The sequence below is a fragment of the Luteibacter rhizovicinus DSM 16549 genome, assembly GCF_001887595.1.
Taxonomy (GTDB): Bacteria; Pseudomonadota; Gammaproteobacteria; order Xanthomonadales; family Rhodanobacteraceae; genus Luteibacter; species Luteibacter rhizovicinus.
On record NZ_CP017480.1, the window covers coordinates 2,146,845 to 2,172,373 of the forward strand.

Here is a 25,529-nt window from a genome sequence, read left to right on the forward strand (position 1 = left end):
GATGAGTGGGTCAGACATCGAACCTTCCCTTCTCGGAGCGCCACCATGAACATCGATCTCAGCAAGCGCAGTGCCATCGTCAGTGGCTCGACCGCCGGTATCGGCCTGGCCATCGCCACGGGCCTCGCCGCCGCGGGCGCCGAGGTAGTCGTCACCGGCCGCACCCAGGCTCGCGTGGATGAAGCCCTCGCCACGATCCGCAAGGATGTTCCGAACGCGAAGCTCAAGGGCGTCGCCGCGGACCTCGGCACGGCCGAAGGCGCCGCCGCCCTGATCAAGGCCGTCCCGGAGACGGACATCCTGGTCAACAACCTCGGCATCTTCGAGCCGAAGGGCTTCTTCGACATCGAGGACGCCGAGTGGACGCGCTTCTTCGAAGTGAACGTGAATTCGGGCGTGCGCCTTTCGCGTCATTACGCCAAGGGCATGGCCGAGCGCGGCTGGGGTCGCGTGCAGTTCATCTCCAGCGAATCCGCCGTGCAGGTCCCTGCCGAGATGGTCCACTACGGCGTCACGAAGACCGCCCAGCTTGGTGTGTCGCGTGGCCTTGCCGAGGTGCTCTCGGGCACCGGCGTCACCGTCAATGCCATCCTGCCAGGCCCGACCCTGTCCGAAGGTGTCAGCGAATTTTTCGGCAAGATTGCCAAGGACCAGGGCAAGTCGCTGGAAGAGGTCGAGCGTGACTTCATCCAGACCCACCGCCCGACCTCGCTGATCAAGCGCCTGTTGAGCGTGGAAGAAGTGGCCAATGTCTCGGTTTACCTGGCGTCGGAGCAGGCTTCCGGCACCACGGGCGCGGCCATCCGCGTCGACGGTGGCGTGACCCGTTCGATTATCTGAACGTGCCGATCGATCGCCAGGGACGGCGATTGACAATAACTGACGTGACACCTAGATTGCCGGCATAGTCGGCCTGCGGCCGGCGCACAGGGATCAATGGAATGTTCAGTGCTATCGCGGCGTTTGTCGTCGCCTGTCTCATGCCGTCCTTCGGACGGTGGTACGCGAAGCGCCGGAAGAAGCATCCGTCGAGCGTGCCCTCGGCGTAGTGCCTGGCTCAGTCGAGCGTGCCGTCGACATAAAACCAGCGACCGCCTTCGCGCACGAAACGACTCGTTTCATGCATGCGCTCCGCACTACCCCCACCCATACGCAAGCGCGCCACGAACTCGACGATCGCCGACTCCGGCGTCGGGGTTTCGTGGCGTTTGACGCTGAGGCCCAGCCAGGTGGGTCGCGGCGATTGCGTCGCCAGGCCGAGCGACGCGGGTCGCGTGCTTTCGTGCCAGGTCGCGAGCAGGTAGTCCTCGAGGCCGAGCACGTAGGCGGCGTAGCGGGAGCGCATCATTGCCTCGGCCGTGGGGGCCGGTTCACCGGCGTGCCAGCGACCACAGCAGTTCGCCAGGGTGGCGCCGGATCCGCAGGGGCAGGTTAAAGCGGTGGGCATCGGTACGGCCGGTCTCGTGGGTGATCGCGATCCTAGCAGCCCCGTGGCTTACTCCACCTTGCCCGACACGATCAGTGGCGTGAGGTCATAGCCCATGTCGGTGGCGGTCTTCTTCAATGCCTCGAAGGTGGCCCGATCCATCGACGGCTCACGCGACAGGATCCACAGGTACTTCCGGCCAGGCTGGCCGACGAGAGCCCACTGGTAGTCGTCGTCCAGGGCGAGTACCCAGTAATCCGCCCACACCATCGGTAGCCAGGACAGCCACGCCGGGGCGAAACGCACCTCCAGCTTTCCGCGCGCGAAGTTGTCCGGACGCCGGGCCACGCCGTCGCTGGCGATCGTCTTGCCCTCGGCCGTGACGCAGGCGTTGTGCACGGCGACCGTGCCATCCGGCTTCGGCGTGTAATGAGCGGTGACGTTGCTCTCGCACTTGCGCTGGAACCACATGGGCAGGCGGGCGATCTCGTGCCATGTGCCGGCATAGCGGGCCAGGTCCAGGTCGGGTACGGGGGCGAGCGGGACGGTGGCGACGGCGCTGGACGCGGCCATGGCCAGGGAGAGGGCGGCGAACAGTTCACGCATGGCGGTGCCTTTCCTTACGAGCAGACCCCCTACGATGCCCTCCGGCGGTGAACTACAACTAAATCCTACGAACTCGCGGCCGATAACGGGGGGAGCCGACCAGAGACACCGCCGATGGGCCCCAAATCAACGCCCCGCCCCCTATGGACGCGCCTTCGTGAAAACCTCACGTGGCGGCCGAAGGTTCACTTCGACCGGGAATCGGGCGTCGTCGTGGTCCACCTGGGGCCGTTCCGGACGCGCGAGGTGCGGATGGAGCAGATCCGGCGCATCGAGGCGGGCAACCGGGACAACCTGGCGGCCGATACCGTGTTCCTGTTCTTTCACATCGATCGCGAGCCGGTGTTGGCGGTGTCCGAGCTCGACAGCGGCTTCACCAGCCTGGTCGAGGTCATGCGCGAGTACTTCCCGGGGATCGAGGGCTGGGAGGGCGCGGTGCCGCCTGTTCGGTTCCAGCTGACGTCGCTGGAGCTGTGGAAACGTCCGCTGCTCGGCGACGTTACGCCTGAGGATGATTTGCCTGGTACGTCGCAGGTTTGACTGGCCTTATGCGGACGAGTAGGGCGGTGGTGTCGGCGGCAAGTTCGATACGGTGCGGACGGGTTATGGAATCACCGGTCTGGCAGGGGGTGCCGTCGGCGATGGCGCTTCCCTCGGCGAGATGAAACAACGCGACGTCGGTGGCGTCGACGATGGCCGGACCGTGTACGACGTCGACCGTGCCAGAGGCCTCGCCGCGGCGGACCATCAGGTTGAAATCGCGTGTGGCGCCGCCCGCCAGTGTCACATCCACCTGCACCTCGCCGGCGAAGGCGAAGGGTGCGCACGGTGTCGTCAATGCGTGCTCGCGCTCACCGTCCAGCGTCATCGTGAAGCCGTCACCCTCGAGCAGCACGATGATGCGGTCGATACCGGGAAAAGCCGAAAACGGCGATGCCGTGTCGACGTCGGCGATGCTCACCCGCCAGAGGAAATCGTCCATCGTCGCACCGGGCGGTTCGACGACGATTTCGCGGGTGATGCCGAGACCATTCTTCCACGGCACGGCTTTGAGCTCGGCAAAGGGAATGATGGTCATGCGACGCGCTCGATGTTGCGGGCGAAAGGCGGTAGCGCACGAAGCATGCCTGTGCCGTAGCGTTTGGTGATCACGCGGCGATCGAGCAGCACGATGCGGCCGGTGTCGGTTTCGGTACGAATGAGGCGGCCGCAATACTGCGTGAGGATACGCGTGGCATCGGGCACGCTCACTTCGATGAAGGGATTGCGTCCGCGCGACTCCAGCCACTCCGCGTAAGTCGCCCCGACGGGATCGGTGGGCACGGCGAACGGAAGCTGCGTGACGACGACGGTTTCGCAGAGTTTGCCCGGCAGGTCGAGGCCTTCGCCGAACGAGGCCAGGCCGAACAAGGTGCTGCCCTTGCCAGCCTCGATGTCTTCGCGATGCTCGGCGATCAGCTGCGCCTTCGAAAGCGAACCTTGCGCGCGCACCTTGCGGACGAACTCGATAGGGAGAATCTGCAACACGCGATCGAGCTTGGCCCGCGAGGTGAAAAGCACGAGGTTGCCGGCGTCCCAGTCGAGGTTCTTGGCCAACCAGCCCGACACTTCGCGCGCATGGCCTTCCCGATCGTCCGGCATGGTCGTCAGTGCCGGCACGGTGAGCGTCGCCTGCTTCTCCAGATCGAACGGCGAAGGCAGGCTGAGTGTCACCGCATCATTGGGCAGGCCGACCGAATCGGCGAAGCCGCGGAAGTTGCCGCCGGCGCTCAGCGTGGCCGAGGTCATCACCACGGCGGAGGCGTTATCCCATAGCACGGTGCGCAGCAGGCCTCCGGCAGAGACGGCGGAGGCATGGCAGACGAGTTGCTGCTCGGGCGTCATGGTGACCCAGCGTGCGAGCGGTGGCGCGTTCTCGCGATCGTCGGACGACCACGCGTACCAGGTGCGGACCTGACGATCGAGACGCTCGAGCGCTACGCCAAGCTCGCGCGAGAGCGCTTCCTGCGTGGGGCCGCCAGCCTCCATCTCGACGACGGTGCGGCGCACCGTGCGCAGCCAGCGCTGGATGTCCTTGGTCACCAGATGCAGGTGCTCGGCATGCATCTTCCAGTTTTCCGGAAGCTGGCCCAGCGACGCGCGGAACACGGGTTCGGTTTCGCTGGACGAGGGCGTCCACGACATGCGGATCTCGCGTTCGATTTCTTCCAGCGAGCCCGACATCAGCATGAGCTTCTCATCGCCGGCTTCGAGCGAGAGGTTGCCGATGCTTTCCTTGTCGGTGAGCGAGTAGGCCGCGTGGATCTGGTTCTGCAGGCGCCCGATGCGGCGCACGGCGGTGGCCAGATGCACGTCGGCAGCGCCGCGGTCGATCGCTTTCGCGGGCACGTGATGTGCCTCGTCGAAGATGTAGAGGGTTTCTTCCGGCTTGGGCAGGATCACGCCGCCGAAAGTGTCTTCATCGCGCGGCATGGTCAGGTCGGCCAGCACCAGATCCTGGTTGGCGACCACGATATCCGCCTCACCGATGAGCCGGCGGGCGACGAAGAACGGGCAGACCGCGAAGGCACCGCACTTGCGACCCGTGCAGCCGCCGGCGCTGGTCGTCACCATGCCGCGCACGAGGTCGGAAAGTGGCTCGGGGCTGGTGTCGATATCGCCGTTCCACTCACGCGATTCAAAGGCCGCGCTGAGTTTCGCGACGGCCTTGGTGTCGCGCTCCGCAGGTGGACGCGCCCACAACGCGACGTCGGCATCGAACTCGAAGCCGCCCTGGGCGGACGGCTCCGAGCCGGCCATGCGCAGGTTGCGGGGGCACAGGTAGCGCGCGCGGCCCTTGGCCAGGGCCACCTTGGCCTCGACACCGCACAGGGTGAGGTACTGGGGGATATCCCGCTGCACCAACTGTTCCTGCAAGGCCACGGTGGCGGTGGCGATGACCAGCTTCTTCTTTTGGGCACGGGCCACTTCCAGCCCGGCGATCAGGTAGGCCATGGACTTACCGGTACCGGTCGGCGCCTCGATGACCGCGGCACCGCCGGGTTCGCCCAGGGCCTTGGCCACCTCGGCGATCATCTTGAGCTGCGAGGCACGACCGCGGAACCCCGCAAGGCCGTCCTTCAATCGCGCATAAGCGGCGCGGATCGCGGCTTTGGTGTCGTCGGTGAGCATCGATGAGAGCGCAGAACGGGAAGGGCAACCGACCAAGGTTACCTCATACCCGTCTCACCCCACGACGCTCAGGCGTGACGGTTGATACCGACAGAGGGGATCGGGCTACCGGCGACGAGGCCGGCGACGACGTAGGTGTGTTCTTCCCACGTGCCGTCGGATTGCTGGACATGGATCTCGACCGGACGGCCCAGGTTGTCGGACAGGCCGGGGGCCAGGGCTTCGGCGGCAGCGATCGCCATGGACTGCGACGCATAACGGCCGAGGGGCAGGGAGGCACGGCGGACGATCCACGGTCCCTGTGTCGATTCGCTATATGGAATGAACAGTTGTGCGGAGCTCGAAGCCATGGAAACCCTCGCTGTCGGTACGTAGACCTGGGATGGGTAGACCGGGTGAAGCGGCCGCCGACGGGCGGTGAGTCCACGCTACGCCGCAGGGACTAAAAAACCCGTTAACCCTTGGGGCACAGCGTCTGGCGTGCCACGTCCCGGCGCCGGAAGCAGTCCGGGGCATGCGAATTGATCAGGCCGGTGGCCTCGAGCCAGGCGAAAACGATGGTGGGCCCGACGAAGGTGAAGCCGCGCTGGCGTAGCGCCTTGGAGATGTGTTCGGAGAGGGGGCTGTTCGGTGGCACCGGCCCCTCCCAGAGGATCGGCTGACCGCCGACCGCGTCCCAGCAGAAGCGCGCGAAATCCTCGCCCTTATCGCGCATGGCGAGATAGGCCTTCGCGTTGTTGATCGCCGCGCCGATCTTGCTGCGCGAGCGGATGATGCCGGCGTCAGCGAGCAGGCGGGCGACATCGTCCGCGCCGTACGCGGCGACGCGCTCCGGATCGAAGCCCTCGAAGGCGCGCCGGAAACCGTCCCGGCGCGCGAGGATGGTGCGCCACGACAGCCCGGCCTGGAAACCGTCGAGGACCAGCTTTTCCCACAGCTTGCGCCCGTCGTACTCAGGCACGCCCCACTCGGTGTCATGGTAGGCGCGCATGAGTTCGTCGGACTCGCCCCAGGCGCAGCGGGTCGTGCCATCGGTCATGCGTTGAAGCCGAGGTAATCCAGTTTGCCGATGGCCACGCCGTTGTGGCGGAGGATGTCGTACGCCGTCGTCACGTGGAAAAAGAAGTTCGGGATGGCAAAGGTCAGCAGGTAGGAGGCCGCGGTGAAGCTGTGCTCGGTGTCCTTGAACTTGCGCGAGAGGGGACGGGCTTCCCCCGCCTCGATGACGGCGCGGTCCACCGACTCCAGCCAGGCCACGGTACTGTCGATGCGCTTGCGCAGGTCAGCGAAGGTGGTCTCGTTGTCCTCGAAGGAAGGCGGCTGGACTTCACCGATGCGGGCGATGGCGAACTTGGCGGTATCGCTGGCGCGCTGCACCTGACCGGCCAGGGTCAGCATGTCGGGGGCCAGGCGGGCCTCGATGAGGCGAGAGCCATCGGCCTGGGCCTCGGCCTTGTCCAGCAGTTCGGTCAGCACGCGGAAACCGCGGACGAAGACGGGGACGGAAGCGTCGTAAGCGGAAAGGGTCATGGCGGGCGGGGCCTTTGGGTTGGGCAATCCGCTTCGATCTGGGGGTGCCCAGGGCGCCTGACAAGGCAGGCAGTCTTCGTCCAATCGGTCTACCATCGGCCGCCTTACCCATCGATCCGCGGGTCCTCATGTCGCCACTCGAAGCCACCCCATCCTCGCCCGATGCCATCGTCTCGGTGCGCGGGCTTTCCAAACACTACAAGAGTGGCCTGCAAGCGCTCAACAAGGTGGACCTGGAGATCCGTCGCGGGGAGATCTTCGCCTTGCTGGGTCCCAACGGTGCCGGAAAGACCACGCTGATCAGCATCATCTGCGGGATCGTCAACGGCAGCGAAGGCAGCGTGCATGTCGACGGCCACGACATCGTGCACGACTACCGCGCGGCACGCGGCCTGATCGGCCTGGTCCCGCAGGAGCTCTCCACCGATGCTTTCGAAACGGTCTGGGCCACGGTGAAATTCAGTCGCGGCCTGTTCGGCAAGGCGCCGAACCCGGTGCACCTGGAACGCATCCTTCGCGATCTCTCGCTGTGGGAAAAGAAGGACTCCAAGATCATGGCGCTGTCCGGCGGCATGAAGCGTCGCGTGCTGATCGCCAAGGCGCTCGCGCACGAACCGCGCGTCCTGTTCCTGGATGAGCCCACGGCCGGCGTCGACGTGGAGCTGCGTCACGACATGTGGGAAATGGTCCGTCGCCTGCGCGAGTCGGGCGTCACCATCATCCTCACGACCCATTACATCGAGGAAGCCGAGCAGATGGCCGACCGCATCGGCGTCATCAATCGCGGCGAGATCGTACTGGTGGAAGAGAAACACACGCTGATGCAGAAGCTCGGCAAGAAGCAGCTCACGCTGTCGTTGCAGAGTCCACTCGCGGCCGTGCCCGAGGGCCTGAGTGAGTGGCCGCTGGACCTGTCCGACGACGGCCAGTGCCTCACCTACACCTTCGACACCCAGGGCAACGACACCGGCATCGCCATGCTGCTGCGCAAGCTGGGCGAGCTGGGTATCGACTTCAAGGACCTGCACTCCAGTGAGAGCTCGCTCGAGGATATTTTCGTGAGCCTGGTGCGGGGTGGCGTATGAACATTCATGCGATCCGCGCCATCTATCGTTTCGAAATGGCCCGTACCTTCCGCACGCTGATGCAGAGCATCGCCTCGCCGGTACTGTCGACGTCGCTGTACTTCGTCGTCTTCGGCGCCGCCATCGGTTCGCGCATGGGAGCGATTGGCGGGGTGAGCTACGGCGCCTTCATCATTCCCGGCCTGATCATGCTGTCGTTGCTCAACGAGAGCATCTCCAACGCCTCGTTCGGCATCTACATGCCGAAGTGGGCCGGCACGATCTACGAGCTGCTGTCGGCGCCCGTGTCGTATGTGGAAGTGGTGATCGGCTACGTGGGTGCGGCGGCGACCAAGTCGGTGATCCTCGGCCTGCTGATCCTGCTCACGGCGCGCTTCTTCGTCGCCTACGAGATCCAGCACCCGATCTGGATGCTGGCCTTCCTGATCCTCACCGCGGTGACCTTCAGCCTGTTCGGTTTCATCATCGGCCTGTGGGCTGACGACTTCCAGAAGCTGCAGGTCGTGCCGCTGATGGTGATCACGCCGCTCACCTTCCTTGGTGGCAGCTTTTACTCGATCAGCATGCTGCCGCCGGTCTGGCAGAAGATCACGCTGTTCAATCCCGTCGTGTATCTGGTCAACGGATTCCGCTGGAGCTTCTACGGCCAGGCCGACGTGAACGTGCTGGTCAGCGCCGGCGCGACGGTGGGCTTCCTGCTGGTTTGCCTGGGCGTGGTCTGGTGGATCTTCCGCACCGGCTGGAAGCTCAAGAGCTAATTTCCTTATTTACCGATGAAATCGGTCTTGCCCAGCACCACGCCCACGCCGCGCAGGATCGCGTAGGCGGTGGTGATGTGGAAGTACACGTTCGGCAGGACGAAGCCCAGCAGGTAATCCTGGCCGCGGAAGCTCTGCTCGCCGCCACGGGTCTTCAGCAGGATCGTGCGGTCTTCGCTGCCGTCGATCTGTGCCGGCGTGTACGCCTGCAGCTGGGCGATGACGGTGGCGATACGAGCCTGCAGCTCGTCGAAGGTGGTCTCGTTGTCTTCCATCTTCGGCGGCTCGACACCGGCGAGGCGGGCGCCTGCACCCTTGGCCATGTCGGTGGCGATCTGTACCTGGCGGATCAGCGGAAACATGTCCGGCGTGATCCGCGTATGGAGCAGCACCTCCGGCGCGATGTTGCGTTCCGCGGCATGGGCTGCGCCCTTGGCGAGGATGGCAGCGAGGTTGTTCAGGGCGCGCACGAGGACGGGCACGGAGGTCTGGTACATGGAGATGGACATGGAGGGGCTCTTGTCGTGGGTGGCGGCCGGGTGGCCGCGGCGGCGTAGTTTGCGGGTTCGTTGGCGACGCGTCGACGGGGTGTGCGGTTACGATGTCGCCATGAGTCCCTCCGAACCGCACGACGGGCCCCGCCAGTCCCTGCTCAGGCTGATCCGCCTGGGTCAGGCCCAGGCCGCGCTGGACCGGTTGGCCCGTGACATGCCGTTGCACCGCCGCATGGGCCAGGGCCTGATGATGGCGGTCAAGGTACTCGCCGCGTCGCTGCTGTCGTACGCCATCGGTCGCGCCCTGCACACCGAGCAGGCCTTCTGGGCGGCGATCACCGCCATCGCCGTCACCCAGCCGCACTTCGGCGACACGCGGGGCGCCGCACGCGACCGCTGCCTCGGCACGGCTATCGGTGCCGTGGCGGGATTGCTCGGACTATGGATTGGTGGCCCGGGCGAGATCTTTTCCTTCAGCCTGGCACTCGGCCTGGTTACCCTGGCCTGCTGGACCGCGGGAGCAGGCCCGGCCGCGCGCCTGGGTGGCATCACCGCGACCATCGTCCTGCTCGTGCCCAGCCAGGGACCGTCGTGGGAGATCGCGTTCTATCGTCTGGGCGAAGTGGCCCTGGGCACCCTGTGTGCCATCGCGGTCGGCTGGCTCGCCTCGTTCATTGAAACGCGCGTCATGCGCGACCCGGAGAAAACACCCGATGCTCAGGCCTAAGCACCGCGAACACCACCGGCTGGATCGTATCGGCTGGTTACGCGCGGCGGTGCTCGGCGCCAACGACGGCATCCTGTCGACATCGAGCCTGCTGGTAGGTGTGGCATCCGCACAGGCCACCTCGGGCAGCGTGTTGCTGGCCGGTGTCGCCGGACTGGTCGCCGGCGCGATGTCGATGGCGGCGGGCGAGTATGTCTCGGTCCGCTCGCAGGCCGACAGCGAGCAGGCGGAACTGGACCTGGAGTCGCGGGAACTCCGCGACGATCCCACTGGCGAGCACAAGGAGCTCACCGAGATCTACGTGCGACGCGGGCTCGATCGTGCACTCGCGCATGACGTGGCCGAGCAGTTGATGAAGCACAACGCCCTCGAGGCGCATGCACGCGACGAACTCGGCCTGTCGGTGACGACATCCGCGAAGCCGTTGCAAGCAGCAGCAGCCTCGGCGGTGAGCTTTGCATCGGGTGCGATCCTGCCCATCCTCGCAGCGGTGTGGTCGCCGCCGGAACATCTGGCCTCGATCACCGTGGGCGTATCGCTACTCGCGCTTGCCATTCTCGGTGCGATCTCGGCTCGCCTTGGCGGCGCAAACACGTCGCGCAGCGTCGCGCGTATCGTCTTCTGGGGTGCGCTGGCGATGGCTTTGTCGGCTGCGGTCGGCCGACTTTTCGACGCGGCCGTCTGAGCCGCGCCGCCGGGCGGCTTTAGCCCGCGACGCAGCGGTTGCGACCGCCGTTCTTCGCCGTATACAGCGCGAGGTCGGCGCGATCGAACACGGTTTGCGGCGTGTCACCCGGCTGGAACTGGGCCAGGCCGATGGAGGCTGTCACGCGTACCGGCTGGCGGCTGGCGTGGAAGGCGAGATGCTGGATCTTGCCGCGCAGGCGCTCGCACACCTGCATGGATTCGGCTTCATCCGCGCCGTCGAACAGGACGATGAATTCCTCACCGCCGTAACGCGCGACGAAGTCGCAGGGGCGCACGTGCTTGACCAGTGCCTGGCCGATGATGCGCAACACGGCGTCGCCGGCGGTGTGGCCGTAGGTGTCGTTGATGCTCTTGAAATGATCGATATCGATCGCGGCGATGCTGAGCGGACGCGTCGTGGTCTGCCAGCTCTCGAACGCGGCTTCGATGCGCTTCTCGTAAGCGAGCCGGTTGGGCATGCCGATCATGGTGTCGGTCTGCGCCAGTTCGTGCTCGCGCTCCAGCGACCGTTGCAAGGTGTTGCGTTCGGTTTCCAGCTGCTCGATGCGCTGGCGCATCTTCTCGGCGCGGTCGCGATACGCGGTGAGGCGCGTGCCTTCGCGGTCGCGGAACTCGCTGAAACATTGCGCGATCGTTTCCAGGCAGAGGTTCACCCGCTCGCGCAGGTCGTGCACGTCGTCGTACTCGAGCGCGGCTTCGCTGAGCAGGCGCATTTCGTGGGCGACCGAGGCATCCAGGGCCTGGCCATTGGCTTCGCCGGTGGACTGGTCGGCCAGTTCGCGTGACATGTACTGGCTAAGTTCGTCCAGCCGGCTGGTGACATGGCGAAGCACGGCTTGCAAGGCATCGATCTCGCGCTGGAGGCCGAGGCGTTGCTCGTTGATGAGGTCGGCGAGGCGATCGCCGCAGGTCGCCAGGGCGACCAGGTCGCCAGCGTCCGCCACGTCGTGGCGCAGTTCGTTGGCCCGGTCGGCCAGGCGCGGCAGCACGATGATCCGGTCGACCAGCCGACTCAGCGCCGATTGCACGGAGGAACCGTGCTCCGTGCGCGTCACGCGGGTGATCGCGATCGACCGCTCCGCGTGGGTGCCTCGGGGCCTCGCTCCCAGGTTGTTCATGGCCTCGGTCAGGCCGTTGACCAGGGGCTCGAGGGCCATCGCGTCCATGGGGCCCTGCAGGGCACCGGAAAGACGTTCGATATGCGGGTCGACCTGATCGTGGGCACCGTGGGCGGCACGACCGAGACAGCCGACGAGTTGGCGCAGCAGGGACTCGGCGGTCCGCCACTGTGCCTCCTCACGACTCAACCGATCGACGGCCTCGTGATACCTGCTTTCCCAGACCTGGTTGTCCAAACGCACGCCCCAACGGTCGCGTTAACTGCCGAATACGGGCGCCATACTACGAGAAATCACCGGGGTTAGCGCGTTTAAGTCGGGGTGCCACGATGGGTACGGTGAGCATGGTGCTCGCCACCGCCATGAGCAGCAGGGCGGTGAAGGTTTCGCTGGTGATGATGCGCCGGTCGAGCAGCACGTTGACGAAGATGATCATGATCAGCGCCTTGGTCTGCAGCAGCCAGCCCACCGTCCACGCGTCGCCACGCTTCCAGCCGAGGAGCTTGCCGGCAACCCCGACACCGGCGAGCTTGCCGACCACCGAGGCCACCAGCAGGAGCGCCGCGGCGACGAAGACCGCCGTGCCACCGATCTGCCAGTTCGTGCGCAAACCGGTGGAAAGGAAATAGACCGGCATCACGACAAGCAACACGTTGTGTCGCAGGCCGTCGAGGCGATCGAGGTCGAACCATTCGCGTTCCATCACCGCACCGGCAAGGAAGGCGCCGACCATGAAGTGAAGTCCGCACCAGTCCGCGCCATAACCGCAGGCGGCGAGCCAGACGAGACCGAGGAAATAACGGTCCATTTCGGGGACGCGTGCCATGAGGCGGCGGAACAGCCACGCCGCCACGCCAAACACGGCGAGAAAGGCGATCTGGTGGCCCACCCGTTGCCAGTCGAGCAGAATGATCGCGAGCACGGCCCAGATCGCAAGGTCGTCCAGGCTGGCGTAACGCAGCACGCGCTGGCCCAGCGGCTCGCGCAGGATGCCCATTTTCTCCATCAGCAGGATCAGGATCGGCAGCGCGGTCACCGCGCAGGCCATGCCGATGCCGAGGACGAATTGCCAGGTGCTCGCCGCGTCACCCATCCACCCCGCGCGCCACGCCAGCATGCCGACGGCGGCGAGGCAGCCGGTGAGCAAGGGCGCGCCCAGGGCGAGGGCGGCCGTGGTACCGCACTCGCGCCGCTGTTTCCACACCTCGCGCAGATCCAGCTCGATGCCGGCGATCCAGACGAACACCATCACCGCCCACCACGCGATGCCGTTGAGGGCAGCGATGACCGGGGGCGCGAACACCGTCGCGTAATAAGCCGGAAAGACTTTCCCCAGCACGCCCGGTCCGAGCAGGATGCCGGTCAGGATCTGCACCACCACCAGGGGCGCCCAGTAGTCGGTTCGGAACACGCGCCAGATCAGGTAAGGCAGGCCAAGGATGATCGTCATCGCGATCAGGAACAGTTCGGTTGTGCTCATTCGCTCTCCCCAAAGCTGGGCAGAGCGTACAGGACCGCACACTCTTGCGAACACCGCTCCCGGTAGGAGCCGATTTATCTGTGGGAGCCGATTTATCGGCGAAGGGTGCTCGCCAATTCCTCCACCGACAACCGCAACGCCCGCCCCATCGGTGCCGCATCCCCCTCGATCACCGTCCACACCGTCGCCCCCTCCAGCCGCGCAATCGCATCCCCCGCCAATTCGCGCGCCCGCGTCTCGCCGACCGATGGCGCGATCAAGGCCGCCAACCGCTCGCGCTGACCGGTGAAGAACCCACGGACCGCTAGCGCCGCCTCGGGTGTATCCGGCCCCGATGCGCCATAGGCCAGATGCAGCCCGACGCAACGGGTCTGCTCGGACAAGCCACGGGCGATCCGTTCTAGCACCAGGGCATAGGCGGCGAGAGGATCGCCTGCCGGCAGATCGACGAACAACTCGTCGTTGGTGAGCGTCAGCACCTCGGGCACCAGGGCTTCCTTGGTGGGAAACCGCGTGTAGAGGCTGGCCTTCTTCAAGCCGACCTTCGTGGCGAGGTCCTGCATCGAGGCGCCATCGTAGCCGTGGTGGCGAAACAGCTCCCGTGCCTCACGCACGATCGTACCCAGGCTTGCTTTCATCGAATGCTCCACATAAACTACCGACCGGTCGGATCTATTTTAACAGATCCACCCGCCAAGTTCATTCCCCCCGGAGACCTGCCATGAACGCTTCCGCTCCCGCGCTTCCGATCGTCCAGTACCGCAGCCAGCCCGTCGGCGATGTCGATGTCTTCTACCGCGAGGCCGGCCCGGCCGATGCCCCGGTGATCCTGCTCCTGCACGGATTCCCGACCTCTGGCCACATGTTCCGCGACCTGATCCCGCTGCTGGCCGACCGCTATCGCGTGATCGCTCCGGACCTGCCGGGCTATGGACAGACGAAGGCGCCGAAGCGGGGCGATTTCGACTACACCTTCGACAACCTGGCCAAGGTCATCGGCGGCTTCGTCGATGCCATCGGGCTGACCAGTTACGCGCTCTATATCTTCGACTACGGCGCACCGACCGGCCTGCGCGTGGCGCTCGCCCACCCGGAACGGGTCACGGCGATCATTACGCAGAACGGCAATGCCTACCTCGACGGTTTCAGTCCGGCATGGGAGTCCTGGCAGCGCTACTGGCGTGAACCCACACAGGAAAATCGCGAGGCCACCCGCGACGCGCTTGCGCCGGAAACCATCCGTGACATTCAGTACGGCACCGGCACGGACCTGAGTCGCTTGTCGCCGGACGGGTACACGCTGGATATCGCGTACATGAGCCGCCCGGGGGCGGACGAGATCCAGCTCGATCTCGTGCTGGATTACCGCAGCAACGTCGCCAGCTACCCGGCATTCCAGGCGTACTTTCGCGAGCATCAGCCGCCGCTTCTGGCGGTCTGGGGCAAGCACGATCCGTTCTTCATTCCGCCCGGTGCCGAAGCCTATAAGCGTGACCTGCCCGAGGCCGAGGTGCACTTCCTCGATACGGGTCACTTTGCCCTGGAGACGCATGCGAACGAGATCGCCGGTTATATCCGCGACTTCCTCGGCCGCAAGCTGAAAGCTTGACGTGGCGGCTCTCGCCGTCGCCCTTACATCGGCGGCTGCGAGAGCTCCTTCGCATTGAGATAACCGTCCTTGTTGCGGTCCAGCTTGTGGAACTGGCGGATGAGGTTCCGCTGGAATTCGTCGAGGTGAATCGGCCGGGCGCCGGGTCGCATCGGCCCGTCGTTGGCGTCGATGACGCCGTCGCCGTTGACGTCCATGCGCAGGAAACCCTGGCTCATGTAGCGGACGTATTCGGCTTCGTCGATCCGGCCGTCACCGTTCGCGTCCATGCGTTGCAGGTACTCGGCGGGGGTGCGCGGGTAATCCTGGGCCGGCGCCGCGCCGGCAAGCAACAAGAGCGCCACGAAAACATAGGGACGTCGATTCATGGGGCGGCAGTCTGCGGGATCGGCCCGCGTTTGTCGCCCCGTGCATGCTGGGAGTACCTTTGGCTTCTTGCCCTCCAGCCAAGGGAAACCCCGATGATCTACGACAGCATTCTCGACACGATCGGCCGCACCCCCATCGTCCGCCTGCACCGCGTCGCGCCCGCGCACGCCACCCTCTACGCCAAGGTCGAATCGTTCAATCCGGGCGGCTCGGTGAAAGATCGCCTGGCCATCGCCGTGATCCTCGACGCCGAGCAGAAAGGCCTGCTCAAGCCGGGCGACACGGTCATCGAGGCCACCTCCGGAAACACCGGGGTCGCGCTGGCCATGGTCTGCGCCGCGAAGGGCTACAAGTTCGTCGCGACCATGGCCGACAGTTTCTCGGTCGAACGCCGCAAGTTGATGCGTGCTTACGGTGCCCGCGTCATTCTCACGCCGGCTGCCGAACGAGGCAGTGGCATGGTTCGACGTGCCGAGGAACTGGCGGCGAAGCACGGCTGGTTCCTGCCGCGGCAATTTGCCAACCCGGCCAATCCCGCCTACCACCGCAGCACCACGGCGGCGGAGATCCTGCAGGACTTCGCCGGTCGCCGTCTCGATGCCTTCGTCACGGGCTGGGGCACCGGCGGCACGCTGACGGGCGTCGGCGAGATGCTCAAGCTGGCCCGTCCCGAGGTGAAGATCGTCGTGTCCGAACCGACGGCCGCGCCGCTGCTGGCGGACAAGCCGTGGTCGCCCCACAAGATCCAGGGCTGGACGCCGGACTTCGTGCCCGAGGTACTCAACCGGAACGTCTTCGACGTCGACCTGCCGGTGGACGAGGTCGTCGCCCGCGATACCGCACGCCGGTTGGCCAAGGAAGAGGGGCTGTTCGTCGGCGTCTCGGCCGGAGCGACGGTGGCAGCGGCGCTGGCCTTCGCCGACAGCGCCCCGAAGGACAGCGTGATCCTGGCCATGCTGCCCGATACGGGCGAGCGCTACCTGTCCACGTTCCTGTTCGAAGGCGTCGAGGAAGGGTCCGATACCGAATGGCTCGAAAGCCTCGGGTGAGCCTTCGCGGCGGCAGCGATTTCGTTATCCGGAGAGAACGGGATCGCTGCGTCTTCATCACATGGCGGAAGGCACGTTAGGCGCCTGATTTCGAGGAGACCGCCCATGTCCTTTCTGCGCCGCAAGACCATCAGCGAGGAACTTCTCGCCCACGCCCGGCAGCTCGTGCAGGATTACCCGCCGCGCGAGGCTTACGATAGGGCGCGCGGCGTGGCTCGTGATTACAGCGAACGTGCTGGCTCGCTGGCGAGCCATACGTTGACCGCGACGAAGGCCTTGACCTCGTCCGGCCGCCGCGCGGCGCGGAGTCGCACGGGATGGGGTATCGCCATCGGTGTCAGCCTCGGTCTGGGTGCCATCGCGACGGCCTATCTGCTTGCGCGCCGCAAGGCGCTCACGCAGGACGAATACGACGAGCACGATCCGACGCGTTACCGCCCGAGCAATGCAAGCGGCGACGCGTTGGATGGTTCGGGTGAGGACAACCCGGTACCGGGTGAGACGGGCTTGTACTGACGCAAGCCCGTTCTGGTCAGGCGGCGGCTGTCGCGCGTCGCCGCAATACCGCCAACGGCTGTGCCCAGGTCGCTCCCGGCCGTCGCTTGCTCGTCACCAGCGTCAGGTCCGAGGGCTGGAACACGTTCACGTTGTGCGTCGCCGGCGTCGTCAGGATGTACTGGGCGCGCGTCGACTTGAGGAAGGCGCCGACCTTGTCGATATTGAAGATATCCAGATGCGCGAAGGGCTCGTCGATGAAGACGAAACCTCCGGGCCGATCTTCGTCGCGCATCAGGGCCACCAGCAGAAGCAACGACTTCATCACCTGCTGGCCGCCGGATGCCTCGCCATCGTCCATGCCGATCCAGCCCTTCTTGTCGAACTCGAAGCGCACGTTCAAGGCGGCGGAGGCGAGTGCGAGGTCGTCGTTGCTCAGCTCGGGCAGGTCGACGTCGACACCGATGCCTGCCAGTTCGGCGAGCACCTTGAGGTTCTTGGCGTAGCGGCGAACGGTGTTGCGCAGGACCTGGATGTACGCACCTCGTGCCTCATGGGTGATGCGCGAGGCGCGCTCCAGGTGAATGCGGCGCTTTTCGAGATCGAGCTTGAGGCCGTCGTGGTCGGTCCACAGCTTTTCGCGAAGCGCGACCACGCTGGCGTCCTGTTCCCAGTGGCCTTCGTCGAGGCGACGCTCGATGCGTTCGATCTCCCGGCGAACGGAAGAGGGCGATTCGTAGCGCTCACGCAGTGCGGCCATCGCGGCGCGGCTGCGCATGGCCAGACCGACATGGGCGCGCTTCGCACGGAAGGCCTTGAGTCGATCGATCTGGTCGTTGCGCAGCTGATGATGCTGGCGCACGGCGTCGGCGAGCTGGTTCTGCACGACACGCTGTTCACGTGCGGCATTGTCGCGGGCGTTCGACGTCTTCAGGCGCTTTTCGCGCACGGCTTCGTAGTGATTCTCGGCGGCGACGTGGCTATCCGCGGTGCGTTGCACGTCCTCGCGCAACCGGGCCTGCTGCTCGTGGGCCTCGCTGAACTCGTCGGCACGATCGGCAAGCTGGCTGCTGGCGCTGGCACCGCGAAGCACGCCCTCGGCGTCGGTTGCGCGAGCCAGTGAATCCTTCCGCTCGCTGGCGATGTCGCGAAGACGGCCTTCGATGTCACGCAGCTTCGCCTCGCCATCGCGCAGCTGGCGATCGCGGGCCGCGGCACCGAAAACCATGTCGTCGACGCCCAGATGACGGCCGCCGCGTCGTTCGCGGAAGTAACCCTGCGGCGTGATCCAGTCCTGCTCGCGGCCAAACTTCGAACCATCGGCAATGTCCTCGACACGACGGATACGGTCGAGATTGCGCAGCAGCCAGTCCGGTGCGGCCGCCGAGAATTCGACCACTTCAAGGAGGGATCCGTGCGTGGCGGTCTCCGCGGGGGCGCGATCGGCGACGACGAAGTGCTTGTAGCGATGCTGCTCGCCGAGTTTCCAGGCCTTTTCGCGGTCACGCGGATCGTCGAGCAGGACGACGTGGCGGTAACCCGCCAGCACGGCTTCGACAGCGGGCTGCCAGCGCGGTTCGACGATCTCGACGATCTCGCTGAGCATGCTGTGGCGGATGCCGGCGGCTTCCAGCGCACGGCGGAAGTCGGCCTCGAAGTCGGGCGTGTAACGGCGCCCGCTACGCCACGCGGCGAGTTGGCTGGTCAGCGTCGCCAGCTGCTGGCGGAGTACGGTTTCTTCGCCCTGCAGTGCATTGACCCGTGCGCGGGCGTCTCGCGCCACGTCGGCGAGGCGCTCGTGATCGGCACCGCCCTGCGCCGCGACCATCTCGCGCAGACGCAACTCCTGCTTGATGAGCAAGTCGTTCTGCGCGAGCGCGGCACGCGCGGCGTCCAGGCTTTTCTGCGTCTGTTGACGGGCAAGGTCGGCTTCGTGCTGTTCGCTGCGCAATGTCTCGCCGCCGGCATCGAATTCACCGAGCTGGCGCGTGAGCTCGCCATCCCGCGCCTCGAGTTCGCCGACGCGGCGCTTCACACCGGTGAGCGGGGGACGCGCGCCACGGATACCTGCGCCGAGTTCGGCGAGTTCCGTGCGTGGCAGGATGTCGGCGACGAGGTCGACACGCTCGGTCTTCAGCGCATTCCATTCCTGGAACGATCGCGCGCGCGCCTCGGCTTCCTGCAGGCTCACACCGATCAGGGAGAGCTGGTGCTCGAGGCCGTGCTGCTCGCGATCGGCTTCGTTCTGTTCGTTGCGGGCGCGCTGGTAGTCGTCGAGCACGGCCTTGTCGCCGAAGACATCGAAGACCAAATCGAGCAGGGCCTTGGGCGGCATCTGGCAGAGCTTGTCCGTGGCGCCCTGTTCGAGGGTCAGCACACGACGTATCGCTTGCGACAGCCCCGCGCCTTCCAGGCGCACGCGATACTCGCGCAGGCCGAGGAACTCGTTACGTGCCTCGATCTCTTCCACGCTGACGTCGCCGCCCATCACGGCGTACTGTCGCGTCCATTCGCCACCTTTCTTCTGGATGCGGCAGGCGAGGGTGACCTCGCGATCCATCAGCGGGAAGAACGGGCGTTCACCGCTCGGTCCAGGCGTGTTGCCCACGCGGGCGCGCAGCCAGGCGAAGGGCTTGCCGTTGTGGCGGAGGTAGCTCTTGTAGTCGCGGTTGCCGGCGCAGTCGATGGTGAGCAGGGTGCGCAAGGCGTCGAGCAGGGTCGTCTTGCCCGAGCCGTTCGGTCCGACGACGGTGACGATGTTGGTGTCCAGCGGCAGGATGAAGCGCTGCCAGTAATCCCAGTGGACGACTTCGAGGCTGCGGAAATCAAACATCGGCGCTTTCCTCGATCTCGTCCATGGGTTCCTCGTCGTCGATGTCGTCCATCGGCGCCGACGGCGGGCGCGATGCCGCCTCGGCGAGGAGGTCACCGAGGGCGCCGTCGAGAATGCGACGTGCCGTTCGCTCGTAATCGAACGCGAGGTCGAGCAGCGGGCCCTCGGCGACGTCACCCTTGCGCCGGATGATGAAGCCGAGTCGATTGAGCGTGCCGAGGTTGAAGCCGACGCGGGTCTTGCCACCGAGCTTCTCGCCGAAGTCGGCGAGCAGGGTGCGCTCGGCGATCACGGGCGAAACGGTCGGATCGCGCGGTATGGGTTTCTGCTCGGCGAACATCTGGCTCTGCGAGGCGGCCGCTTCGACATCCTGGCGCTCGACCTGGCGCTGACGCTTCGGCAGCACGATCAGTGCCCAGATGACGACGAGCAGCGCGACGCCGTCGCGGTCCAGCTGCAAGGTGTTGGAGATCCAGCTGTCGCTGCCGCCGAAGACGGCGCGCTCACTCTTGCGTGCCACGGCGAGGCCGATGTACGCGGCATAGGGATGCTCACGAAGCTCCAGGCCGACGGATTCGAGACGGCGATCGAGCTCTTCGCGGAAGGCTTCATCCAGCAAGGCCTTGCGGGCTTGTACGTCGTCGCGCGGCAACCAGCGCTGGGCGAGCAGCCGGGTGACCAGGGTGGCGGTTTCATCATGCATCGGTAGGGTCCTTCGCGACGGTTCGCGGACGCAGGCGTCCGGCGCTCACCAGCGCGATCTGGGGCAGGTCGGTCTCGATCAGGATCGGCTCGATTTCCAGCGTGAGAGGCAGCCGCGCGAGGTCGGCCGTGCCGCCTTCCAGGGCCGCCGATTCGGGGTCGCCGAGCAGGCCGAGCAAGGAGAGGCGATACGCGGAGAGCGCATAGTTGTTGCCGATCAAGGTGTCGGCGAGTTCGCGCGGTGTCGCGATGGCGGCCAGTTCGGTGTGCCAGTCCTCGAGGAAGCGCAGGTCTTCCTCGTCGATCGGCAGGTCGGCCGTGTCGGGCGGTTCTTCCGCGCCAGGAAGCGTGGTGCTCTCGGCGGCGAGACGCTCGCGCTCGAGCAACTCGAATTCCGCCACGTCGAGGGCGATCTGGTCGTGGATGAAGGGTGCCGGCAGGGGCATCAACAGCTGCCCATCCTCGAAGGCGGCGAGCGCATCGACATCCAGCGCGCGCAGCCAGCCGACGAGGTCGGAGGAGGACAGGCCGGTCCGTCCGAGGTGGACGCGATGCTGATCGATCTTGTTCAGTTCGCGCTGGAAGATGCCCGCCTGGCGCAGCAAAGCACTTTGCGCGCGACCGACGGCCTGGGCGAGTCGATGCGCGGCGGGCTCCAGTTCTTCCTTCTCGGTGATGCCGGCGACGACCTCGGTGCCCTTCTCGACCCAGGTCCAGACCGAATCCAGGCGTTCGGCGGCGCGGCGGATGCGGTGCTCGGAGCCGGACAGAACGGCGCGATCGAAGTCTTCCTTCAGCTCGCTGAGGCGCGACAGCAGATGGCCGAGTTCATCCACCGACACGCGGCCGACCGCCTGGCCGGCGGCGAGCTGCGCAGTGAGATAGCCGAGGCCGTCGTCATCGTCGTTCTCGAACTCCAGCATCACGGCCAGCGCGGCGAGTGCCTTGCGACCGAGCGGGCCGACGCGATAACGCTGCGTTTCGCCGTCGTAGACGAGGAGCTCGTGATCCTTGAGGCGTTGGACCACGGTTTCCAGCTTCACCGTGTCGACGAAGGCCAGGTGGTCACGGATTTCCTGTGGCGTCCACTCCGACGCATGCGAGCGCGCGCCGAGCGTACGCAGTACCAGCAGGCGCAAGAGGACCTGGGCTTCGCTGCCGTGGAACAGGGCGGAAAACGCGCGCAGCAAGCCGCGCCCACGCAACAGTGGGAAGACGGCGGGAAGGTCCTCGGCGACGAAGCCGTCGCGGAAGAGATCCTGCAGGCGTTCGTCGTGGAGGGTGGTGTCGGTCGGTCCGCTCAACGTCAGCGACGGTCGACGCCGACGAAGCGAAGGAACTCGCCTCGTGTGCGGGGATCTTCGCGGAAGCTGCCGAGCATCTGGCTGGTCACCATGGACACGCCGCGCTTGTGCACGCCACGGGTGGTCATGCACTCATGGCTGGCATCGATCACCACACCGACGCCGCGCGGGCGCAAGGTGTCTTCGATGCAGTGGGCGATCTGCGCGGTGAGCTTTTCCTGGACCTGGAAGCGGCGGGCGAAACCGTCCACGACGCGCGCCAGCTTGCTGATGCCGACGACGCGATCGGTCGGCACGTAGCCGACATGCGCGCGACCGATGATCGGTGCCATGTGGTGTTCGCAGTGGCTTTCGAACTCGATGTCGCGCAGCACGATCATCTCGTCGTAGCCTTCCACTTCCTTGAAGGTGCGGCGAAGGTATTCGGCGGGATCCTCGTCGTAGCCCTTGAACCAGTCCGAGTAGGCCTTGACCACGCGCTTGGGCGTGTCCAGCAGGCCCTCGCGAGTCGGATCCTCACCCGACCATAGCAGCAGCGTGCGCACCGCCTCTTCGGCCTGTTCGCGGGTGACCGGGCGGGACGTGGCGTCGTCGCTCATCGGGGATTCCTTCGAAGGTTCAAACACCCATTGTATTAGGAAATGTAGGAGCCGATTCATCGGCAATAGATACATGTAGGAGCCGATTCATCGGCGAATGGCCAATAAACCCGCTGCGCAGCAGCGCTCCTCCCAGGTTGCTAGCCCCAGTCCCCACCGAAGAGCATCGCCGATGAATCGGCTCCCACAGGAGCCGCCCACAGAGGCTTCAGTCCTCGGACGGATCGGGCGTCTCGGGCTCGTCCAGATCCGCCGGAAGCTCCAGCAGGGCCTGCGACTGGTCTCCCGTGAGCGATTCGACACCACGCAGCTTGCGCTCGATGGCGCGGGTACGCGTGCCGGCGCTGTCGATGCTGTTGCGCACCGTATCCAGCTGCTTGCGGGTTTTTTCCAGCACCGTGCCGAACTTGCTGAACTCGTTCTTGACCGCGCCCAGCACCTGCCAGACCTCGGACGAACGCTTCTCGATGGCCAGGGTGCGAAAACCCATCTGCAGGCTGTTGAGCAGGGCGGTGAGCGTGGTCGGGCCGGCAATCGTCACCCGATACTCGCGCTGCAGCTGGTCGGACAGGCCGGGCCGGCGGATGACCTCGGCGTAGAGGCCTTCGGTCGGCAGGAAAAGAATGGCGAAATCGGTCGTGTGCGGCGGGGCCACGTATTTGCTGTGGATCCGCTTGGCTTCCTCACGCACGCGCAGCTCGAGCGCCTTGCCGGCGACGAGCACGCCGTCGGCGTCCGCGGCGTCCTGGAAATCGAGCAGGCGCTGGTAATCCTCGATCGGGTACTTGGCGTCGATCGGCAGCCAGACCGGGGTGCCGTCTTCGGTACCGGGCAGGCGGATCGCATACTCCACGCGTTCGGCCGAGCCGGGCACGGTCGCCACGTTGGCCGCGTACTGCTCGGCGACGAGGATCTGTTCGAGCAGGGCGCCGAGCTGGACTTCGCCAAAGGTGCCGCGGGTCTTCACATTGGTCAGGACGCGCTTGAGATCACCGACGCCGGCGGCCAGGGCCTGCATCTCGCCGAGGCCGCGCTGGACGGCTTCGAGGCGCTCGGAAACGAGCTGGAACGACTGGCCCAGGCGGGTTTCCAGGGTGGACTGGAGCTTTTCGTCCACGGTGGCGCGCATTTGCTCGAGCTTGGCCGCGTTGTCCTGCTGGATCGCCGCCAGGCGGGTTTCCAGCGTGGTGCGAATGTCGCCGAGGCGCTTCTCGTTATCGCCGGTCAGGGCCGTGAAACGCTGGTCGAGCAGCTCACCGAAGTGCTTGAGGGTGAGCGCGGATTCTTCGCGGGTCTTGCGCGAGTCGTCGGCCAGGCCCTGGCGCAGCGATTGCAGGCCGGTATCCGTGCGTTCGGTCAGCTGGTCGAGGCGGCGCCCGAAGCCTTCGATGCGCTCGTGCTGCCGTTCGGCGGCCTGCTGCATCTGCTCCTGCACGTGGCCGCGGAACTGGCTGAAGCTCTCACCGAGCTCGCCACGGCCGGCGCGTTGTTCATCGCGCAGCACGCCCTCGAGGCGACGGCTGTCTTCACGCAGGGCATCGAGGCGACCGGCGTTACCGTCGTCCTGTTTTCCGCGAGAAAGCAGGACGGCGAGCAGGCCGAGGCAAGCCAGTGCGAGCACCAGCAGGACAATTAGGAGGATGGATTCAAGCGTCATGGGGCGAGAGGGTACACCGGCCCCGATCAGATCTCGCGATTGCCCACGATGACGACGTCGGCCGGGCGCTTGGCGAAGAGGCCGACGGTCACGATGCCGACGATCTGGTTGAGCGTGGCTTCGAGCTCCACCGGCTGGGTGATGCGCCAGTTGTGCACATCGAGGATCCAGTTGCCGTTGTCGGTGACCACGCCGTCGCGCCATACCGGCTGGCCACCGAGGGCGACGATCTCGCGGGCGACCAGGCTGCGTGCCATCGGGATCACTTCGATCGGCAGGGGGAACGTGCCGAGCACGTCCACCTGCTTGCTGGCATCGATGATGCAGACGAACTTGTCGGATGCCGCGGCGACGATCTTCTCGCGCGTGAGTGCCGCGCCACCGCCCTTGATCAGGCGTTTCTGCGCATCGCACTCGTCGGCGCCGTCGACATAGAGGTCGAGGCGGCCGGCGGCATTGAGGTCGAGCACGTCGATGCCCAGCTTGCGCAGGCGATCGCTGGAGGCTTCCGAGCTGGACACCGCGGCCTTGATCTTGTCGCGGAAGGGCGCAAGCGCATCGATGAAGAAGTTCACGGTGGAGCCGGTGCCCACGCCGATGATGCCGCCCTTGAACGTGCCGTTCTCGACGTAACGATGCACGGCGGTCTCGGCGGCAAGGCGCTTCTCGTTATCCTGGCTCATGGCTTTTCCAGCGTGAGAATGAAATCCCAGTCGCCCTTGGCGACCGGCATGACCGACAGGCGATTGCCCTTGCGCACCAGCGGCATGTCGGCGAGTTCGTCGCGGTTCTTCAGTTCTTCGAGCGAAATGGTCCGCGCGAGCTTGCGTTCGAACTTCACGTCGATCAGCACCCAGCGCGGTTCCTCGCGGGTGGCTTTCTCGTCGTAGTACTTGGATTTCTTGTTGAACTGGCTCTCGTCCGGGTAAGCCGGCGAGGCGACCGTGGCAATGCCGACGATGCCCGGGATATCCGTGTTCGAGTGGTAAAAGAAAATCTTGTCGCCGACCTTCATGCCGTCGCGCATGAAGTTGCGCGCCTGGTAGTTGCGCACACCGTCCCAGGGTTCGCTGCCTTTGCGCTTGAGGTCGTCGATCGAAAAAGCATCCGGCTCGGACTTCATGAGCCAGTAGTTCATACGGCGCCACCCGTGCAGTCGATCAGTTCCTTGTCGGTCGCGATGTAGTCGAGCGAGATGTCCCACTCGGCCGTCGTGATCGCGTCCAGTTCCTGGAAGTGGTAACCCACGCCGACCAGCAGGGGCTGGGCAGGGCGCTGCTGGCCATGCAGGAACTCGAAGCTGCGGTCGTAGTAGCCGCCGCCAAAACCGAGGCGGTTGCCCTTGCGGTCGAAACCCAGCAGGGGCACCAGCACGAGGTCCAGCTTGTTCGCCTCGACGATGTGCTCGGAGGCCTTGGGCTCCGGAATGCCCATGTCGTTGGATTCGACGTCCTCACCGGTGGCCCACGGGGCGAAAGTCAGGCGGCGCTTGCCGCCCGATTTGGTCACGATCGGCAGGTAAAAGGTCTGGCCGCGGTCAGCCAGTGGCGCGATGGCCAGGTTGAGCGGCAGCTCGCCGCCGGTCGCCCAATAGCCCGCGACGTGCTTGTCGGTCAGGAATTCGGGCAACTGCTCGAGCGAATCGCGCAGGCCACGGGCCGCGGCGACGCGCTCGGCCGGCGTCAGCTGGCGTCGGCGCTGGACGAGGTCGGCTCGAAGTTCGCGTCTCTCGGGAAGCTTTGACATGGGGCGCTCAGCTGAACGGCACGGTCGAAGGTTGCCGTCGAGCCGCCCCAGCCGGTGCCGCGA

Annotated in this window: 29 protein-coding genes; 9 read left to right on the plus strand and 20 right to left on the minus strand. The window is 65.8% G+C overall.

What is annotated here, in order from left to right; all coding sequences use genetic code 11:
* Window positions 1–45: 45 nt before the first annotated feature.
* The gene (locus BJI69_RS09610) at window positions 46–840 is read left to right on the plus strand and encodes an SDR family NAD(P)-dependent oxidoreductase (protein ID WP_046967945.1); all 795 of its coding nucleotides are present in this window, start codon (window positions 46–48) and stop codon (window positions 838–840) included.
* Window positions 841–1,057: 217 nt separating this feature from the next.
* On the opposite strand, the gene BJI69_RS09615 is transcribed toward BJI69_RS09610, so the two are convergent.
* Together BJI69_RS09615 and BJI69_RS09620 are read right to left on the minus strand one after the other, a co-directional pair.
* Window positions 1,058–1,447: a YchJ family protein gene (locus tag BJI69_RS09615; RefSeq protein WP_046967946.1), complete on the minus strand. Its 390-nt coding sequence runs from the start codon at window positions 1,445–1,447 to the stop codon at window positions 1,058–1,060.
* Window positions 1,448–1,495: 48 nt separating this feature from the next.
* Window positions 1,496–2,032 carry a lipocalin family protein gene (locus tag BJI69_RS09620; protein ID WP_046967947.1) on the minus strand — a complete coding sequence of 179 codons (537 nt, stop codon included), beginning with the start codon at window positions 2,030–2,032 and terminating at the stop codon, window positions 1,496–1,498.
* Window positions 2,033–2,146: 114 nt separating this feature from the next.
* Between BJI69_RS09620 and BJI69_RS09625 the strand changes: the two genes are divergently transcribed.
* Window positions 2,147–2,572: a hypothetical protein gene (locus BJI69_RS09625; protein ID WP_125903025.1), complete on the plus strand. Its 426-nt coding sequence runs from the start codon at window positions 2,147–2,149 to the stop codon at window positions 2,570–2,572.
* On the opposite strand, the gene BJI69_RS09630 is transcribed toward BJI69_RS09625, so the two are convergent.
* The 5 genes from BJI69_RS09630 to BJI69_RS09650 all read right to left on the minus strand — a co-directional run bounded on the left by BJI69_RS09630 (window position 2,532) and on the right by BJI69_RS09650 (window position 6,733).
* On the minus strand, window positions 2,532–3,110 hold the full coding sequence (locus BJI69_RS09630; protein ID WP_046967949.1) for a HutD/Ves family protein: 579 nt from the start codon (window positions 3,108–3,110) through the stop codon (window positions 2,532–2,534). The two genes, BJI69_RS09625 and BJI69_RS09630, sit on opposite strands and share 41 nt — an antisense overlap.
* Entirely contained in the window at window positions 3,107–5,203 is a 2,097-nt protein-coding gene (dinG, locus tag BJI69_RS09635) for an ATP-dependent DNA helicase DinG (protein WP_046967950.1), read from the minus strand. Before dinG ends, BJI69_RS09630 begins: the two co-directional genes overlap by 4 nt.
* A gap of 68 nt (window positions 5,204–5,271) precedes the next feature.
* Window positions 5,272–5,553: a DUF2188 domain-containing protein gene (locus BJI69_RS09640; RefSeq protein ID WP_046967951.1), complete on the minus strand. Its 282-nt coding sequence runs from the start codon at window positions 5,551–5,553 to the stop codon at window positions 5,272–5,274.
* A gap of 104 nt (window positions 5,554–5,657) precedes the next feature.
* Window positions 5,658–6,242, minus strand: a complete 585-nt coding sequence (locus BJI69_RS09645) for a DNA-3-methyladenine glycosylase I (RefSeq protein ID WP_046967952.1) — start codon at window positions 6,240–6,242, stop codon at window positions 5,658–5,660.
* Complete coding sequence (locus BJI69_RS09650; RefSeq protein ID WP_046967953.1) at window positions 6,239–6,733, minus strand: DUF1993 domain-containing protein; 495 nt, start codon at window positions 6,731–6,733, stop codon at window positions 6,239–6,241. The genes BJI69_RS09645 and BJI69_RS09650 overlap by 4 nt, the downstream gene beginning before the upstream one ends.
* A gap of 128 nt (window positions 6,734–6,861) precedes the next feature.
* Between BJI69_RS09650 and BJI69_RS09655 the strand changes: the two genes are divergently transcribed.
* Window positions 6,862–7,818, plus strand: coding sequence for an ABC transporter ATP-binding protein (locus tag BJI69_RS09655; protein WP_046967954.1), 957 nt, complete (start codon window positions 6,862–6,864; stop codon window positions 7,816–7,818).
* Window positions 7,815–8,576 (plus strand): ABC transporter permease, encoded by a 762-nt coding sequence (locus tag BJI69_RS09660; RefSeq protein WP_046967955.1) that lies wholly within the window; start codon window positions 7,815–7,817, stop codon window positions 8,574–8,576. Before BJI69_RS09655 ends, BJI69_RS09660 begins: the two co-directional genes overlap by 4 nt.
* Window positions 8,577–8,581: 5 nt before the next feature.
* Here the strand turns inward: BJI69_RS09660 and BJI69_RS09665 are convergent, their stop codons facing one another.
* Complete coding sequence (locus tag BJI69_RS09665) at window positions 8,582–9,085, minus strand: DUF1993 domain-containing protein (RefSeq protein ID WP_046967956.1); 504 nt, start codon at window positions 9,083–9,085, stop codon at window positions 8,582–8,584.
* Between the two features lie 100 nt (window positions 9,086–9,185).
* Between BJI69_RS09665 and BJI69_RS09670 the strand changes: the two genes are divergently transcribed.
* Window positions 9,186–9,797, plus strand: coding sequence for an FUSC family protein (locus BJI69_RS09670; protein ID WP_052767212.1), 612 nt, complete (start codon window positions 9,186–9,188; stop codon window positions 9,795–9,797).
* Window positions 9,784–10,482, plus strand: coding sequence for a VIT1/CCC1 transporter family protein (locus BJI69_RS09675; protein WP_046967957.1), 699 nt, complete (start codon window positions 9,784–9,786; stop codon window positions 10,480–10,482). The genes BJI69_RS09670 and BJI69_RS09675 overlap by 14 nt, the downstream gene beginning before the upstream one ends.
* A gap of 19 nt (window positions 10,483–10,501) precedes the next feature.
* On the opposite strand, the gene BJI69_RS09680 is transcribed toward BJI69_RS09675, so the two are convergent.
* From BJI69_RS09680 to BJI69_RS09690, 3 genes are all read right to left on the minus strand, one after another.
* Window positions 10,502–11,866, minus strand: a complete 1,365-nt coding sequence (locus tag BJI69_RS09680) for a GGDEF domain-containing protein (protein WP_052767213.1) — start codon at window positions 11,864–11,866, stop codon at window positions 10,502–10,504.
* Between the two features lie 40 nt (window positions 11,867–11,906).
* The gene (locus BJI69_RS09685) at window positions 11,907–13,103 is read right to left on the minus strand and encodes a cation:proton antiporter (RefSeq protein WP_046967958.1); all 1,197 of its coding nucleotides are present in this window, start codon (window positions 13,101–13,103) and stop codon (window positions 11,907–11,909) included.
* A gap of 92 nt (window positions 13,104–13,195) precedes the next feature.
* Window positions 13,196–13,741 (minus strand): TetR/AcrR family transcriptional regulator, encoded by a 546-nt coding sequence (locus BJI69_RS09690; protein WP_046967959.1) that lies wholly within the window; start codon window positions 13,739–13,741, stop codon window positions 13,196–13,198.
* Window positions 13,742–13,824: 83 nt separating this feature from the next.
* Here BJI69_RS09690 and BJI69_RS09695 point away from each other — a divergent pair, with 83 nt between their 5' ends.
* Window positions 13,825–14,712 (plus strand): alpha/beta fold hydrolase, encoded by an 888-nt coding sequence (locus BJI69_RS09695; RefSeq protein ID WP_046967960.1) that lies wholly within the window; start codon window positions 13,825–13,827, stop codon window positions 14,710–14,712.
* Between the two features lie 23 nt (window positions 14,713–14,735).
* On the opposite strand, the gene BJI69_RS09700 is transcribed toward BJI69_RS09695, so the two are convergent.
* Entirely contained in the window at window positions 14,736–15,080 is a 345-nt protein-coding gene (locus BJI69_RS09700) for an EF-hand domain-containing protein (RefSeq protein ID WP_046967961.1), read from the minus strand.
* Window positions 15,081–15,173: 93 nt separating this feature from the next.
* On the opposite strand from BJI69_RS09700, the gene cysK reads away from it, so the two are divergent.
* Both cysK and BJI69_RS09710 read left to right on the plus strand, forming a co-directional pair.
* Complete coding sequence (cysK, locus tag BJI69_RS09705; RefSeq protein ID WP_046967962.1) at window positions 15,174–16,130, plus strand: cysteine synthase A; 957 nt, start codon at window positions 15,174–15,176, stop codon at window positions 16,128–16,130.
* A gap of 105 nt (window positions 16,131–16,235) precedes the next feature.
* Window positions 16,236–16,646, plus strand: coding sequence for a hypothetical protein (locus BJI69_RS09710; protein WP_046967963.1), 411 nt, complete (start codon window positions 16,236–16,238; stop codon window positions 16,644–16,646).
* A gap of 16 nt (window positions 16,647–16,662) precedes the next feature.
* Here BJI69_RS09710 and BJI69_RS09715 read toward each other — a convergent pair whose 3' ends face one another.
* The 8 genes from BJI69_RS09715 to BJI69_RS09750 all read right to left on the minus strand — a co-directional run bounded on the left by BJI69_RS09715 (window position 16,663) and on the right by BJI69_RS09750 (window position 25,466).
* Complete coding sequence (locus BJI69_RS09715; RefSeq protein ID WP_046967964.1) at window positions 16,663–19,458, minus strand: AAA family ATPase; 2,796 nt, start codon at window positions 19,456–19,458, stop codon at window positions 16,663–16,665.
* Complete coding sequence (locus BJI69_RS09720) at window positions 19,451–20,161, minus strand: hypothetical protein (protein ID WP_046967965.1); 711 nt, start codon at window positions 20,159–20,161, stop codon at window positions 19,451–19,453. The genes BJI69_RS09715 and BJI69_RS09720 overlap by 8 nt, the downstream gene beginning before the upstream one ends.
* Entirely contained in the window at window positions 20,154–21,464 is a 1,311-nt protein-coding gene (locus BJI69_RS09725; RefSeq protein WP_046967966.1) for a hypothetical protein, read from the minus strand. The genes BJI69_RS09720 and BJI69_RS09725 overlap by 8 nt, the downstream gene beginning before the upstream one ends.
* A gap of 2 nt (window positions 21,465–21,466) precedes the next feature.
* Entirely contained in the window at window positions 21,467–22,063 is a 597-nt protein-coding gene (gene folE, locus BJI69_RS09730) for a GTP cyclohydrolase I FolE (protein WP_046967967.1), read from the minus strand.
* A gap of 208 nt (window positions 22,064–22,271) precedes the next feature.
* A complete protein-coding gene (locus BJI69_RS09735; RefSeq protein WP_046967968.1) occupies window positions 22,272–23,720 on the minus strand; it encodes a DNA recombination protein RmuC in 1,449 nt (482 codons plus the stop codon).
* Between the two features lie 26 nt (window positions 23,721–23,746).
* Complete coding sequence (gene rpiA / locus BJI69_RS09740; RefSeq protein ID WP_046967969.1) at window positions 23,747–24,403, minus strand: ribose-5-phosphate isomerase RpiA; 657 nt, start codon at window positions 24,401–24,403, stop codon at window positions 23,747–23,749.
* Window positions 24,400–24,858: an EVE domain-containing protein gene (locus tag BJI69_RS09745; RefSeq protein WP_046967970.1), complete on the minus strand. Its 459-nt coding sequence runs from the start codon at window positions 24,856–24,858 to the stop codon at window positions 24,400–24,402. Before BJI69_RS09745 ends, rpiA begins: the two co-directional genes overlap by 4 nt.
* Entirely contained in the window at window positions 24,855–25,466 is a 612-nt protein-coding gene (locus BJI69_RS09750) for a 5-formyltetrahydrofolate cyclo-ligase (protein ID WP_046967971.1), read from the minus strand. The genes BJI69_RS09745 and BJI69_RS09750 overlap by 4 nt, the downstream gene beginning before the upstream one ends.
* Between the last annotated feature and the right edge of the window lie 63 nt (window positions 25,467–25,529).